The 13,402-nt window shown below is 48.8% G+C and carries 9 protein-coding genes and 4 tRNA genes; 10 read left to right on the top strand and 3 right to left on the bottom strand.

Annotation, left to right across the window (positions count from 1 at the left end):
• Positions 1-3: 3 nt before the first annotated feature.
• Positions 4-1,104: a glycerol dehydrogenase gene (locus CHK_RS05905; RefSeq protein WP_046443092.1), complete on the bottom strand. Its 1,101-nt coding sequence runs from the start codon at positions 1,102-1,104 to the stop codon at positions 4-6.
• 125 nt (positions 1,105-1,229) lie between these two features.
• The gene (locus tag CHK_RS05900; protein WP_235843836.1) at positions 1,230-2,504 is read right to left on the bottom strand and encodes a glycosyltransferase family 2 protein; all 1,275 of its coding nucleotides are present in this window, start codon (positions 2,502-2,504) and stop codon (positions 1,230-1,232) included.
• 379 nt (positions 2,505-2,883) lie between these two features.
• Between CHK_RS05900 and CHK_RS05895 the strand changes: the two genes are divergently transcribed.
• The 8 genes from CHK_RS05895 (at position 2,884) to CHK_RS05860 (ending at position 8,999) form a co-directional block, all read left to right on the top strand.
• Positions 2,884-2,960, top strand: a tRNA-Arg gene (locus CHK_RS05895).
• Positions 2,961-2,980: 20 nt separating this feature from the next.
• Positions 2,981-3,057, top strand: a tRNA-His gene (locus CHK_RS05890).
• Between the two features lie 25 nt (positions 3,058-3,082).
• A tRNA-Gln gene (locus CHK_RS05885) sits at positions 3,083-3,157 on the top strand.
• Positions 3,158-3,238: 81 nt separating this feature from the next.
• Positions 3,239-3,314: transfer RNA gene (locus CHK_RS05880), tRNA-Lys, on the top strand.
• Positions 3,315-3,596: 282 nt separating this feature from the next.
• On the top strand, positions 3,597-4,769 hold the full coding sequence (locus CHK_RS05875) for an iron-containing alcohol dehydrogenase (protein ID WP_046443091.1): 1,173 nt from the start codon (positions 3,597-3,599) through the stop codon (positions 4,767-4,769).
• A gap of 172 nt (positions 4,770-4,941) precedes the next feature.
• Positions 4,942-6,060: an exonuclease SbcCD subunit D gene (locus CHK_RS05870; RefSeq protein WP_046443090.1), complete on the top strand. Its 1,119-nt coding sequence runs from the start codon at positions 4,942-4,944 to the stop codon at positions 6,058-6,060.
• Entirely contained in the window at positions 6,057-8,498 is a 2,442-nt protein-coding gene (locus tag CHK_RS05865; protein ID WP_046443089.1) for an AAA family ATPase, read from the top strand. The genes CHK_RS05870 and CHK_RS05865 overlap by 4 nt, the downstream gene beginning before the upstream one ends.
• A 69-nt stretch (positions 8,499-8,567) precedes the next feature.
• The gene (locus tag CHK_RS05860; RefSeq protein ID WP_046443088.1) at positions 8,568-8,999 is read left to right on the top strand and encodes a DUF7832 domain-containing protein; all 432 of its coding nucleotides are present in this window, start codon (positions 8,568-8,570) and stop codon (positions 8,997-8,999) included.
• A 47-nt stretch (positions 9,000-9,046) separates the two neighbouring features.
• On the opposite strand, the gene CHK_RS15625 is transcribed toward CHK_RS05860, so the two are convergent.
• Complete coding sequence (locus tag CHK_RS15625) at positions 9,047-10,738, bottom strand: U32 family peptidase (RefSeq protein ID WP_052740401.1); 1,692 nt, start codon at positions 10,736-10,738, stop codon at positions 9,047-9,049.
• Between the two features lie 127 nt (positions 10,739-10,865).
• Here CHK_RS15625 and typA point away from each other — a divergent pair, with 127 nt between their 5' ends.
• On the top strand, positions 10,866-12,680 hold the full coding sequence (gene typA / locus CHK_RS05850; protein ID WP_046443087.1) for a translational GTPase TypA: 1,815 nt from the start codon (positions 10,866-10,868) through the stop codon (positions 12,678-12,680).
• Positions 12,677-13,309 (top strand): class I SAM-dependent methyltransferase, encoded by a 633-nt coding sequence (locus CHK_RS05845; protein WP_046443086.1) that lies wholly within the window; start codon positions 12,677-12,679, stop codon positions 13,307-13,309. Before typA ends, CHK_RS05845 begins: the two co-directional genes overlap by 4 nt.
• The last annotated feature ends 93 nt before the right edge of the window (positions 13,310-13,402 follow it).

The following is a 13,402-nucleotide window of genomic DNA, read 5'->3' as shown; positions in this document are numbered from 1 at the left end:
AGTCTATTCCAGATCAAGGTAATAACGTCCGATTGAATCTGCGGCGTAGATCGCTGCATAAACCATTTCGGCGTCTATGGGGAAGGGCATATTATAGATGCTTTCTCCTTCTGCGGTGGCAGCCTGTGCGACCTTGTGGATATCATCGGGCGTTGCGTCCGCGAGCCCAAGCTGTGCAAGCGATACAGGCAGGCCTACATCGATACAGAACTGCAGCACTTCCTCAATTTCCTCCATGGGCGCATTTTCCAGCATGAGCTGCACAAGCGTGCCAAACGCCACTTTTTCGCCATGGTAGTAATCGTGCGAAGCTTCAAGGACGGTAAGGCCATTGTGTATCGCATGAGCGCCCGCAAGCCCCGCGCTTTCAAAGCCGATACCGGATAGCAGGGTGTTTGCCTCAATGATATTTTCTACCGCTTTCGTGCACACATTATGCTCCATCGCAAGCTTGGCCTTCAGGCCCTGATCGATCAGGGTATCGTAGCAGAGCTCTGCGAGAGCGAGAGCGGCAAGCGTGCATTTTCCACCCGCGCAGTTATTTGCATTGGCCTCGGATGCGGCGCGCGCCTCAAAATAGGTCGCAAGAGCGTCGCCCATGCCCGCAACAAACAAACGTACAGGAGCCTGAGATACGATCTGCGTATCGACCAATACAATATCCGGATTGGCGGGAAGGAACAAATACCGGTCAAAGATCCCGTCGTCCGTATATAGTACGGTGAGTGCGCTGCACGGCGCATCCGTTGACGCAATCGTTGGGACAATCGCAACGGGAGCCTTCTCATAGTAGGCCACGGCTTTTGCTGTGTCAAGTGTCTTTCCGCCGCCGATTCCGATTACTGCGTCGCATTTATTTGCATGGTATTTTTCCCGCAGACGGTTCACCTCGTTCATGGAGCATTCGCGGCTGAACGGTTCAAAAAAGCACTCTGCATCTGTGCCCGAAAAGCTTTTGCGCACCGTATCCTCAACTCGCTTGAGCCCGGAGGGACTTCCCATGATAAAAAAACGTGAGCCGAGCGTCTTTACATGGCGGGCAAGGTTTTCGAGCTCGCCGCTGCCCTGTACGTATTTATTTGGACTGATGAGTATGTTTGCCATGATTAAAACCTCCTGAAAATTTAAAATTGTTTCCTATATTTATAATAACACCTTTTCGCCGGCTTAAGCGGGCGTCTTCCAATCAAAAACAGACGCCTGCCGGCGTCTGCTTACAGATGTCATAGTTATCGCATCTGTTCAAAATTATCGATTGTTTTCGTAATATTATGGGGAATTGGTTCCCAGCCGATTTTTTTGAACAATGCCGCGATTGAAATCGGAATATAGCTCAGGATGAAAATAGGGAATGTAAAGGTATACAAAATCTTCTTTGCAGAACTGGTATGGTGTATTTCCTTCCATTCCGTGATCGTCGTAATAAGGCCGACCAGATACAGGATGCTGTAAAAATTGAACAAGGAGGTAAGTATCGCAGTTCCTGTAGCGGTTATTACCGCAGTATGGATGACAGGGCCCATAAAGCCATTGATCATAAATACGGAATTTACGATGATGCTCGCAAGCGTAACAAAGATCGCGGGGGCAATCGTAATAAACATATCGTAGCAGCTGAAACGGTGGTCGACCGCAAAGCCTTTGATCAGCTTTTTGCTGTACTTGCCAAGCACCTGGTAGAAACCTTTTGACCAGCGAAGACGCTGCGTCCAGGATTGCTTCCATGTGCAGGGCTGCTCGTCATAGATTTTGGCCGCGCCGCAGTAACCGATTTTCTCTCCATGGATAATGCTGTCTACAGAAAATTCAATATCCTCGGTGAGCAGATGATGTTTCCAGCCGTTGTTTGCCTGGATGATATCGTTATGGATCAGAAATCCTGTGCCGGAAATAGCGCAGCTTGTATTAAGCAGCATACGCGGATAATTGAGATATTTGGATTCGCGCAGGAACCAAAGAGAATATCCGGCTGAAATCCAGTTGGACGCATAATTTTTTGTATTACGGTAGCAGGTGAGGACGCGATAGCCCTGATCGAAAAGCTTATTCATCTCCGCAACATAGTTTTCGTCCAGCAGGTTATCTGCGTCAAAAACGAAAAAGCCTTCAAAAGCATCGCTGCCATAATCTTTTTTGATGTTATTGAGCGCGAAACTAAGGGCATAGCCTTTTCCTACATAGGAATGGTTGAAGCGTTCGTAAACATGTGCACCCGCTTTGCGCGCGATTTCCGCAGTATCATCCGTGCAGTTGTCTGCGACGACAAAAATGTCGATTTTATCTTGCGGGTAGTTTTGCCGCTTGATGCTGTCGAGCAGATTGCCGATTACGGCGCTTTCATTCCTGGCAGCAATGAGCACCGCAAAATGGTGGTTTTTCTTTGCTGGGGAAACTTCCTTTTTCTTATGGAAGAGCGCGACCACCACAAAAATGATCTGATATGAATATAATGCTGTAAACAGGATAAACAGCACCATATTAAAGGTCGAGATAAAAGATAACAATTCAAAAACCTCCTTATCGTGTAGAGAGCCACAATTTTCATTTAACATATTTTTACACGACACAGTTGCTAATTATAGCACACAAATATGGCAAAATCTATTCATTAAATCTGAATATTTTATTACATTTCAGCCGCCAAATCCGCCACGCCTGTAAAAGGGCGGAGAAAACAACGGAGAAAACGCAGATTCTCTCCTTAGATAACCAATTACACAGATAAAAAACACAAAATGATTGTGAAAAACAGGGATGGGGAGTAAAATGAGAGATAAAGGCAGTATATGCCGCGTAAATGTTTAAATTTTGTTGACTTTTAAGATTGGGTTTGTTATAATTTTTAATTGTCAGCCGAGGCTAAATGCAATCCAAATAACTTGTGCGCCTGTAGCTCAGTTGGATAGAGCAACGGCCTTCTAAGCCGTGTGCCAGGGGTTCGAATCCCTTCAGGCGCGCCATTAAGATAATAACTGATATGGTGGGTATAGCTCAGTAGGTTAGAGCGCCAGGTTGTGGCCCTGGAGGCCGTGGGTTCGAATCCCACTACTCACCCCATTTTGTAGGTTATTATCTTTTTTATTGGGGTATAGCCAAGTGGTAAGGCACGGGACTTTGACTCCCGCATTCGTAGGTTCAAATCCTGCTACCCCAGCCATAAAAAATATCCGCAAAGATTAAAAAAGGGCTATACAATCTTTAGCGGCTATGATATAATAATCAACGTTCCACGCAAAATGACCCACTAGCTCAGGTGGTAGAGCACTTGACTTTTAATCAAGGTGTCCGGAGTTCGAGTCTCCGGTGGGTCACCAAAGCAAAGCTGCTTGAATCAAGGATTCCAGGCAGTTTTTTTATTTTGTCGAAAAAATGCTTTGCAGTGTGCCGGTCTCCGGCCGATGAAATATATACAGAGAAAAAACGATATTTGCCGATGAGTTATTTGAAAGAGCGCGGATGATTGAGGAGAATAATATCGGGACTTATAAAAATAATCTCCAGGTTTCATCATTTTAATGAATTGACATAACAGATATTGTATATAATAATAGAAGCAAACAGATATCCTTAAAATAAGAAAGCGGAGGGGATTCAATATGGATAATGATATTTTCTATAATCCGACCAAGGTTATTTTTGGAAGAAATACAGAGCTTTTGGTAGGCGACGAGGTAGCAAAATATGGCGACAAGGTATTGCTGCACTATGGCGGGGGCAGCGCGGAACGTTCAGGACTTCTTGACCGGGTTCGCAAGTCCCTGAAAGCTTCTGATATTACAGTCTACGAGCTTGGGGGGGTAAAGTCTAATCCGCGCCTCGAGCTTGTATATGAGGGAATCGCGATGTGCCGCTCCAACGGAATCGGCTTTGTACTCGCGGTGGGCGGCGGCAGCGTGATCGATTCTGCCAAGGCGATTGCCTGCGGAACGCCAAACAGCGACGACGTATGGGATTATTTTCTGGAAGAGAAAACCGCCAAGGCGATTTTGCCCATTGGTACGATCCTGACAATACCCGGTGCGGGAAGCGAGTCTTCGGATGGCATGGTCATCACCAATGAGAAAACCAGGCAAAAGCTCGCATACAGCGATTTAGGCGCCCGGCCCGTTTTTTCGATTTTGAATCCGGAGCTTACTTTTTCTGTCCCGGCTTACCATACGGCAGCGGGAATATCAGATGCGATTGCCCATATTATGGAGCGCTATTTTACAAAAACAGAGCATACCGACGTTGTAGACAGGATGTGCGAATCGGTGATGCGCGGCTTGATGCGCAATGCAAAGGCGGCAATTACCCAGCCGGAAGATTATAATGCACGTGCGGAAATTATGTGGGCGTGCAAGGTGGCTCACGACGGCTTGCTTGGCATGGGGCGTGAAGAGGATTGGGGCTCCCATGCGATTGAGCATGAAGTATCCGCTGTTTTTGACGTTTCCCACGGCGCAGGGCTTTCGGCCATTTTTCCGGCGTGGATCAAATATGTCTATAAAAATAAACCACAGCGGTTCATCCAGTGGGCGATGCGGGTGTTTGATGTGGAATACGATGTAACTGATCCGGATTGGACTGTCATGCAGGGGCTCAAGCGTTACCTTGGCTTCCTCAAATCGATCAACATGCCAACCTCCCTGCGCGATCTGGGCGTTACAGATAAAAGCGTATTGGATGAGATGGCGCATAAGTGTGCTGAAGATAATGGCGGTACAGTAGGACATTTCGCCGTATTAAAGGAATCCGATATCCGTAATATTTACGAGCTGGCATATTAATCCAAAGAAAAGATGAAAAGCTTCCGGGCGTTCCGGAAGCTTTTTTGTTAGGACGATTTGCATTTCAAAACCAAAAGCAGGGGCTTAAATAATCTGGCCGGTCCATACAATTTAAAAATGAAATATGATATGATAATCATATTGTTACTATGCTGTAAATGGAGGAAACGCAATGCGGATATTACATACATCGGACTGGCATCTGGGCCTTAGCCTCAATAATACCTCTTTGCTTGAAGAGCAACGCCATTTTATTGGAAGGCTACTGGAAATCGTGGACGAGGAAAAAATCGATGTGGTGATCGTTGCTGGAGATGTGTTTGATAACGCCGTATCCAATGCAGACGCGATCGCTCTATATAATGAAGCAATGACACAGCTTTGCATTGAAAAAAAAGTTCCCGTACTGGTTTGCGCCGGCAACCACGACGGCGCTGCGCGTCTTGCATCGTGCGGCGCGCTTCTTGAAAAAGCAGGTCTTTATATTGCAGGCAGTGTCAGGGATGGACTCAAAACTGTTCTGATCAAAGATACGGCGTTCCATTTGCTTCCGTTTTTTTCAATCGAAGAGGTTCGGTTCCTGTATCCGGACGAAGAAATAAAAAGCTATGATGCGGCGATGCGTGTATTGATGGAGAATGAAAAAAAGGAAAAGGGAAAAAATGTTCTTGTAGCACACTGTTTTGTGACAGGCGCGCAGGTTTCGGACAGCGATCATTCCGCTATGGTTGGCGGCGCGAATATGGTAGGCTGGGATGCCTTTCAGGGATTTGATTACGTGGCGCTGGGGCATCTGCACCGCGCGCAGGATGTTGCAAAAGGCGTGCGCTACAGCGGCGCGCCCGTCAAATATTCCTTTGGGGAAGCGAACGCGCAAAAAAGCGTGACAGTAATCGACACGGAGGATTTTTCGTATCGGGAGGTACCTCTTGAGATGTGTCATGATGTGCGGGTAATCAAGGGAGCCTATGAAGAGATACTGGACTTTGCACAAAACGATCCGCGCAGGGAGGACTACGTCAAAATAGAGCTGACCGACGAATATGCGCATATGGAGATTATCAACACATTTCGTAACTTTTACAGAAATCTGCTTTCGTTTGCAGGAAAACAGCTTTCTGATGGTAATGATGAAACAACGCTTACCGTGGACGAAACCGTAAGCCTGCATCCGGAAGAGATCATGAAAATGTTTTACAGTGAGTTTACCGGAGGGGAAGAGCCGTCGGAAAATCAATTAAGCTGGTTCCGAAAGGCGCTTTTCGCAAAAAAGGGAGGTGACGCGCAATGATGCCGGAGGTTTTGACATTCGAAGCGTTTGGCCCTTATGTAAAAAAGCAGGAGATCAATTTCCGCGATTTTCGCAAAGCGGGGCTTTTCCTGATTCATGGAAAGACAGGGGCGGGAAAAACAACAGTTCTCGACGCGATGACCTATGCACTCTTTGGAGAAAGCAGCGGCGGAGGGCGCGGGGATATTACCGCTATGCGCAGCAATTTTGCAGCAGAGGATCAGGATACGCAGGTAAGCTTTGCCTTTCAGGTAAACGGCAAACGTTATCGCTTCACGCGCGGAGTACGCGTACACGTCAAGCGAAGCGGAGAAAAAGAATTGCAGGCTTATCAGAGCGCGTTTTTTATGAACGATGAGGGTGAGTACGAGCCGTATTTTGAAAATCCGGGACTGAGAAACGTACGCCAAAAGGCGGAGGAAATATTAGGGCTCAGCTATGAGCAGTTCCGGCAGATTATTTTATTGCCCCAGGGTAAATTTGAACAGCTTCTGGTTGCGGATTCCGCAGCCAAGGAGGAAATTTTAGTGACGCTGTTCAAGGCGGAACGGTGGAGTGAGATTACGGAGTGGCTGGCGGAGCAGGCGCTGCGCTTAAAGCGTGAAAAGGAAGCGGAGGCACAAACAGTAAAAACAGTTTTGGAGCAGTTTGGATGCACATCCCGCGAAGAGCTGGAGGAATTGACCGCGCAGAAACAAAAGGAGCTTGAGGAGCAGGAAGCAGACAGCGGATCGGCAGAGCTGGCAGAAAAAGCGGTTCAAAATGCTTTGCAAAACGCATTGGCAGTACAGGAACTGTTTGACGAATGGGAGCGGGTGCTCGCAAAGAAAAAGACGGTTGAAGCACAGGCGAAGGAGGCTGCGGAGCTGGAGGAAAAATGCAGGCGCGCGCAGAGCGCAGCGCAGCTTTTGCCACGAAGGAAAGAAGCCTCGGCTTTGCAAAAACAAATGCAGGAACGTGAAAAAATGCTTTCTGACGCGCAAAGGAAGGCGGAGGAAAGCCGAAAAGCAGTGTCGGAATGCGTAGAGAACCTAAGGGGGATTTACGCCGCAATCCAAACGGAGGAAAGCCTGCTCAGGGAAAAAGAGCAGGGCCTTAAGAATGAAATCAAAAAACAGGAGCAGGAGTACCGGAGGCTGTTTACGGCATATGTGAACGACGCGGCTTATATGCTGGCAGGGGAGCTTGAGGAAGAAAAACCGTGTCCTGTTTGCGGAAGTACGCATCATCCAAAACCGGCGGCGCAATCGGATATAAAAGCAACTGCGCAGGAGGTGGAGGCGGCGGAGCAGCAGGTGAAGAATTTGCAGCAACAGCTGGCGCAGCTTGACAAGGAGCTTTTTGCAATCGCGCAGGATATGCAGGTGTGCGGGAACGGGCTGAAAAAATTTGGGCAGGGTGCCGTGGGCGGCAGGCAACGAAAGGCAGGGCGTAAGCAGCTTGCTTCCGTTCTGGAAGAAGCCGAAGCAGCATACAGTGCGCTCAAAACATCGGAAGCGTCCTGCGAATTGTTTGCGGGAGAGCTTGAAAAGGCGAAGCTGGCATTCGAAGAAGCAATGGAAGACTTCAAACAGGGATGTTTAAAGAGGGGATTCCAGACGGATGAGCAGTTCAGGAGCAGCTGCATGACAGAGCAGGAAATTGCAGCGGCAAGGGAAAAAATACAGCAGTATAAAATAGAATACGAGCTGGTGCAGAGCCGGATAAAAACATTGGAAGAAAAACTGGAAGGAATTAAGAGGCCTGAAACTGACGTATTGAAAAAAGAGCTTAAGGAAAAAGAGGAATACAGGAAGGCGGCGGATGCGAAGGCTGCCCAAACAAAGGCGCGGCTTGAAATGATGCAGCAAGCTGTATCGCGACTCGAAAAACAGGAGAAATCCCTGCGTAAAAGGACGGAAGAATATGTGGAGCTTGACCAGTTTTCACGATTGCTGCGCGGCTCGAATGGCGTAAGCTTGCAGCGGTATGTACTGGGGGTGATGCTGACCGCGATCACACGGGAGGCAAATACGCTGCTTTCAAGAGTGCACGACGGGCGCTACCAGCTTTTCCGTACGCTTGAAGGAGTTGGACGAACCAGACGGGCAGGGCTTGACCTCGAGGTTTTTGACGCGTATTCAGGGGAGCGGCGCGGCGTGGGAAGCCTTTCCGGTGGGGAAAAGTTTCTGGTTGCACTGGCGCTTTCTTTGGGGCTCTCTACTGTGGTACAGGCGCAGAGCGGGGGAATCCATATTGATGCGATGTTTATTGACGAAGGCTTTGGATCGCTTGATCCGGCTTCGATCGAAAATGCGCTTGACGTTCTGGCAAGCGTACGCGGGGGCTCTAGGCTCGTGGGAATTATATCCCATGTCGAGCTCCTGAAAGAAAATATTGAAGCGACGATAGAAGTCCAAAAAGGACGGACGGGAAGCGATTTGATAATAAATTGTTAACTTTGGAAAGAAGTATTGAAATATGCCATAGCGTAAGGTATGATGTGAATAAATACAGGGGGTGTTTCAATGGCATTTGATAAAATGGATTGGCACGCAGTAACTTTTCCGGACAGCATCCCATACGAAAATGCGGGGACGCATATTGGAATGTATCTTGCGTGGCTTGTGAACAATGAAATGATCCAAAAAGAATGGTATGATGATTTTTCAGATGAATTTGAACGGGTGAAAAATCGCGATATGTCGGGCAGGGACATGCTGATGGAGTGTTTTGATGAAACGCTGCTGGAGGATCTGATGACGGACGAGGCCCTTGAATTTACCAGCGATTACTATGATTCCGCATATGTGGACGACTATGCGCAGGTCCTGTCTGGCGAGGATACTGACAGTGAATTTGCGGTATACCTGCACGAAGACAGCTGGGAAAACTACGATAAGGTTGAGGCTGTAATCAACACAAAGTTTGAACAATGGAAAAACGGACAATTTGAATAAATAAAAAAACCTCCTGAACAGGAGGTTTTTCTTTTATATAGCATTGCTTATTTCACGCCGCGCGTGAAATGCCCGCGCGTGAAATCACTGGGAGGGGAAACAGGCTTTCCTGCCATCGCGTCACGGTATTCCCGGGTGATTTTAACGCATTCCTGAGGAGTTTCGATGGTAAACAGAAGCCGTATTACATTCGCGCTTACCTGTGAAAGCCTGTCGGCCATGTAAATTGGCGCGCTGTTTAGGATTTCAACCCGGCAACCGCTTCCGGTTTTGCGGAGCGGAAAGCGTTTTCCCATACGGTCGGTAAGCAATTCCCTGCCGGAAGCAACGCGGCAATTTTTTTTGTCACAATGCAGTGGGCAGTGCATGGTCGTCATGAGCGTCAGCCGTCCGTAGGCAATCATCTCAGTAGGCATTACATCCGGAAGGTCGGTGATCTGCGCGGCGTTGAGCTCAACACTCACCGTCGCGCGTTCAAAGCCAAGAGACCGCAGCGTTTTAAGCGTTTCGCCGTTTGTCACGTGCAGGGAAGCGTCGGAAATTTTGTGTTCGGCGTTTGTTTTGGTAAGCGTTCCAAACAATTCGCCGTCAAAGAGGGAAGCGTCAAAACCTGTCTGTTCGCCTTCATGTGAAATCAATGGATGTACGCCGATAAGCTGCGGTGAGCCTTCTTTTTGCATTTGCTTCAGCTCTACGGCCCATTTTGCATCAATGGGAATGTAGAGAATGTCCACAAGCGGCAGCACTGCCTTTGCCTGCGACAGGTTTTGCACCTGTGCGGCGAGTTTGCGCGGCTTTTTCCGTTTTCCCTTTTTGAGAGGTTTATAAGCATCAAAACAATTATCCTTTTTGACAGGCGGGGTGGGAAGGGGCATGGAGATTGGAGCGGTTGTTTTCATATTGCCGGTAAACGGCAGGTTTGTAAACCCGCGGCGGCTGTATGCGCGCAGCAGGTCTTCCTTATCCTGCTTTGTGATTTGCCCGCCGTCCAGTGCCTTGCGGTAGATACGCGTAACCGTGCCGACATACCCGGCAGGCTTCATGCGTCCTTCAATTTTGATACTGGCGATTCCGGCCTGCCTGATCCTGAATATATGATCGATAAGACATAAGTCCCTTGTACTCAAAAGCCTTCCGGATTTATCGCCCGCCCGGTAATCCAGGCGGCAGGGCTGCGCGCACAGGCCGCGGTTGGCGCTTCTTCCTCCAAATATACTGCTCATCAGGCACTGGCCTGAGTAACAGGTGCATAGCGCGCCGTGAACAAAAATTTCAAGCTCCGCACCGGTGCGGCTGCTGATAGCGTAGATTTCAGAAAAAGAAAGCTCGCGGGAGAGGATAATGCGTTCAAATCCCAATTCCTGCAGGCGCCTGACATGATCCGCGTTGTGTGCGGTCATCTGAGTGCTCGCGTGCAGGGGAATGGAAGGGCATAGCGATTTGAGAAGCATCGCGCAGCCAAGGTCCTGCAGGATAAAAGCATCGACGCCCGCGTCTGCGGCGGCCTGCGCTGTCTTGAGCCAGGGTTTTATTTCCCGGTCGCGCACAAGCGTATTGAGCGCAAGATAAAGCTTAACGCTGGAGGCATGGGCATATGATGCGGCTTTGGAAAGATCGGAAAAATTATCCGCAAGGTTGCGCGCGCTGAAATTTTGTGCGCCGACATACACCGCGTCTGCGCCGTTCTGGACTGCTGCAATGAGACTGTCAAAATTACCCGCAGGCGATAAAAGCTCCATAAAAAACTCCTTATTGAATCAATTCCTTCGTTTCTATTATACATCATCCTGTCAAACCGCGATTTTCCTTGATTTAAAGCCCTTTTTGGTATATAATAAATTGTTTGAAAAGAAAGGGAGAATAGAATTGGTTAGAGAAGATTTGAGAAATATCGCGATTATCGCGCACGTAGACCATGGAAAAACAACGCTTGTGGATGAGATGCTCAAGCAGGGGGGGAGCTTCCGCGACAATCAGGTGGTTGCAGACCGTGTAATGGATTCCGGCGACCTCGAACGGGAACGCGGCATCACGATCCTTGCTAAGAATACGGCTACTTATTATAAGGATGTAAAAATAAATATTGTGGATACACCCGGCCATGCGGATTTTGGCGGGGAAGTAGAACGCGTACTTAAAATGGTCAACGGCGTTGTGCTTTTGGTGGATTCCTTCGAAGGGCCGATGCCGCAGACGCGTTTTGTATTGCAGAAGGCTCTGGAACTTAACCACAGGGTGATTATTGTGATCAATAAAATGGATCGCCCGGACGCGCGTCTCAATGACGTGGGAGACGAAGTTTTGGAGCTGCTTTTGGAGCTTGACGCTACAAACGAACAGCTTGACAGTCCAATCGTTTATTGCTCGGGACGCGAGGGAACGGCGACGATGGATCCCAATGCACCCGGGACAGATTTAAAGCCGCTGTTTGATACGATTTTGGATTATATTCCCGCACCCCAGGGCGATCCGGATGCGCCGCTTCAAATGCTTGTGTCCTCTATTGACTACAATGATTATGTCGGAAGGATCGCCGTAGGGCGCATCGAGCGTGGGACGATTAAAACAGGGCAGGAAGTGTCCCTGTGCGACTTCCATGTCGAGGATTTGTGCACAAATGGAAAAGTGACGGCAATCTATCAATACGACGGGCTTAAGCGTGTTGCCGTCCCCGAGGCGAAAGCGGGCGATATTGTTGCGTTTTCCGGTCTTGACACGGTGAATATCGGTAATACGGTATGTGCGCCGTATGAATTCGAGCCGATTCCATTTGTTAAGATATCGGAGCCGACGGTGGAAATGACCTTTTCCGTAAATGACAGCCCCTTTGCGGGCAGGGAAGGGAAGTTTGTCACATCGCGGCACCTGCGCGACCGCCTGATGTCAGAGCTGCGTAAGGACGTATCTCTGGGTGTGCATGAGACGGATAAAGCGGAGGCGTTCCGTGTGCTTGGGCGCGGTGAAATGCACCTTTCGATCCTGATTGAAACAATGCGCCGCGAGGGATATGAATTCCAGGTTTCGCCGCCTAAAGTGTTATATAAGACGATCGACGGGCACATGTGCGAGCCAATCGAGCGTTTGCTTGTGGATGTACCGGCAGAGAGCGTAGGGGCTGTGATCGAAAAGCTCGGTTCGCGCAAATCGGAGATGATTCACATGACGCCGCAGGGCGAGCGAATGAGAATCGAATTTAAGATACCTGCACGCGGCTTGTTTGGATACCGTGGAGAATTCCTGACAGACACGCGCGGCGAAGGAATTCTCAATACCGTATTTGACGGATATGAACCGTATAAGGGAGAAATCGAAAAGCGCAGCGTGGGATCGCTCATTGCCTTTGAAACAGGCGACGCGGTTACATACGGACTATATAACGCACAGGAGCGCGGAACGCTCTTTATTGGGGCCGGCGTCCCGGTTTATATGGGGATGGTTGTAGGCAGCTCTCCCAAAAACGAAGACCTTGTGGTCAATGTATGCAAGAAAAAACACGCATCCAACGTCCGCGCGTCGGGAAGCGACGATGCGCTGAGGCTGGTTCCGCCGAAGAATATGAGCATGGAAGAGATGCTTGAATTTTTAGGGGAAGACGAGCTCCTGGAGGTAACTCCTGAAAGCCTGCGGATTAGGAAACGTGTGCTGGATCACCAACTGAGGATGAAATCGAATAAAAAATGAAAACGCCGGATAACGTATTGCAAAATTGTAAAATGCCACAGGGGAAGCTTGGAGAAGAGACGCTTAGCCGCATGAATGAAAGCCATGCGGCGCTTACGGAATGGGCATTTTCGCATATCGATATGAAAGATGACGCTATCGTGCTCGATGTTGGGTGCGGAGGCGGGAATGCGCTTAAGATGCTTTCGAACCGCGTGAAAAGCGGAAAGCTCTATGGGATCGATTATTCCGAAACTTCTGTAGAGGTCGCGGCAAAAGAAAACAAAGGAGATGTGGCAAGCGGTAAGATGGAGATACTCCACGGCAGTGTGTCCGAGCTTCCGTTCCCGGACGATATGTTTGACGTGGTCACAACGGTGGAAAGCTATTATTTCTGGCCGGATCTGCCGCATGACTTTGCCGAAATATGGCGCGTCTTAAAACCGGGCGGCACATTTGTAATCGTTGCCGAGATGTATACCCATGAAGGGCAGGACGAGGAACAAAAGCGTATTGTAGATGTGCTGGGAATGCACAATAATACGCCCAAAGAGCTGGAACAACTGCTGGCGGGGGCAGGGTATTCCAGCGTGAAAATAGAGCTTGATGAAGGGCGCGGCTGGCTGTGCGCGCTTGCAGGCAAAGAATAACAGAAAATAAGAAATGGCTCTATACATTTTGTATAGAGCCATTTGCGTTATTTGCTGTAATAATTCATGGATCGCAGCATTGCAGACCCTTTC

Source organism: Christensenella hongkongensis, assembly GCF_000981035.1.
Lineage (GTDB): Bacteria > Bacillota > Clostridia > Christensenellales > Christensenellaceae > Christensenella > Christensenella hongkongensis.
Note: the sequence above shows the minus strand (reverse complement) of the source record. Positions and strands in the feature narration are given on the sequence as shown.

What these genes read in the sequence shown, in the direction of transcription:
- CHK_RS05905 (WP_046443092.1), bottom strand. Translation starts at nt 1,104, where the DNA reads ATGGCAAACATACTCATCAGTCCAAATAAATACGTACAGGGCAGCGGC.
- CHK_RS05875 (WP_046443091.1), top strand. Translation starts at nt 3,597, where the DNA reads ATGGATAATGATATTTTCTATAATCCGACCAAGGTTATTTTTGGAAGA.
- CHK_RS05870 (WP_046443090.1), top strand. Translation starts at nt 4,942, where the DNA reads ATGCGGATATTACATACATCGGACTGGCATCTGGGCCTTAGCCTCAAT.
- CHK_RS05865 (WP_046443089.1), top strand. Translation starts at nt 6,057, where the DNA reads ATGATGCCGGAGGTTTTGACATTCGAAGCGTTTGGCCCTTATGTAAAA.
- CHK_RS05860 (WP_046443088.1), top strand. Translation starts at nt 8,568, where the DNA reads ATGGCATTTGATAAAATGGATTGGCACGCAGTAACTTTTCCGGACAGC.
- CHK_RS15625 (WP_052740401.1), bottom strand. Translation starts at nt 10,738, where the DNA reads ATGGAGCTTTTATCGCCTGCGGGTAATTTTGACAGTCTCATTGCAGCA.
- CHK_RS05845 (WP_046443086.1), top strand. Translation starts at nt 12,677, where the DNA reads ATGAAAACGCCGGATAACGTATTGCAAAATTGTAAAATGCCACAGGGG.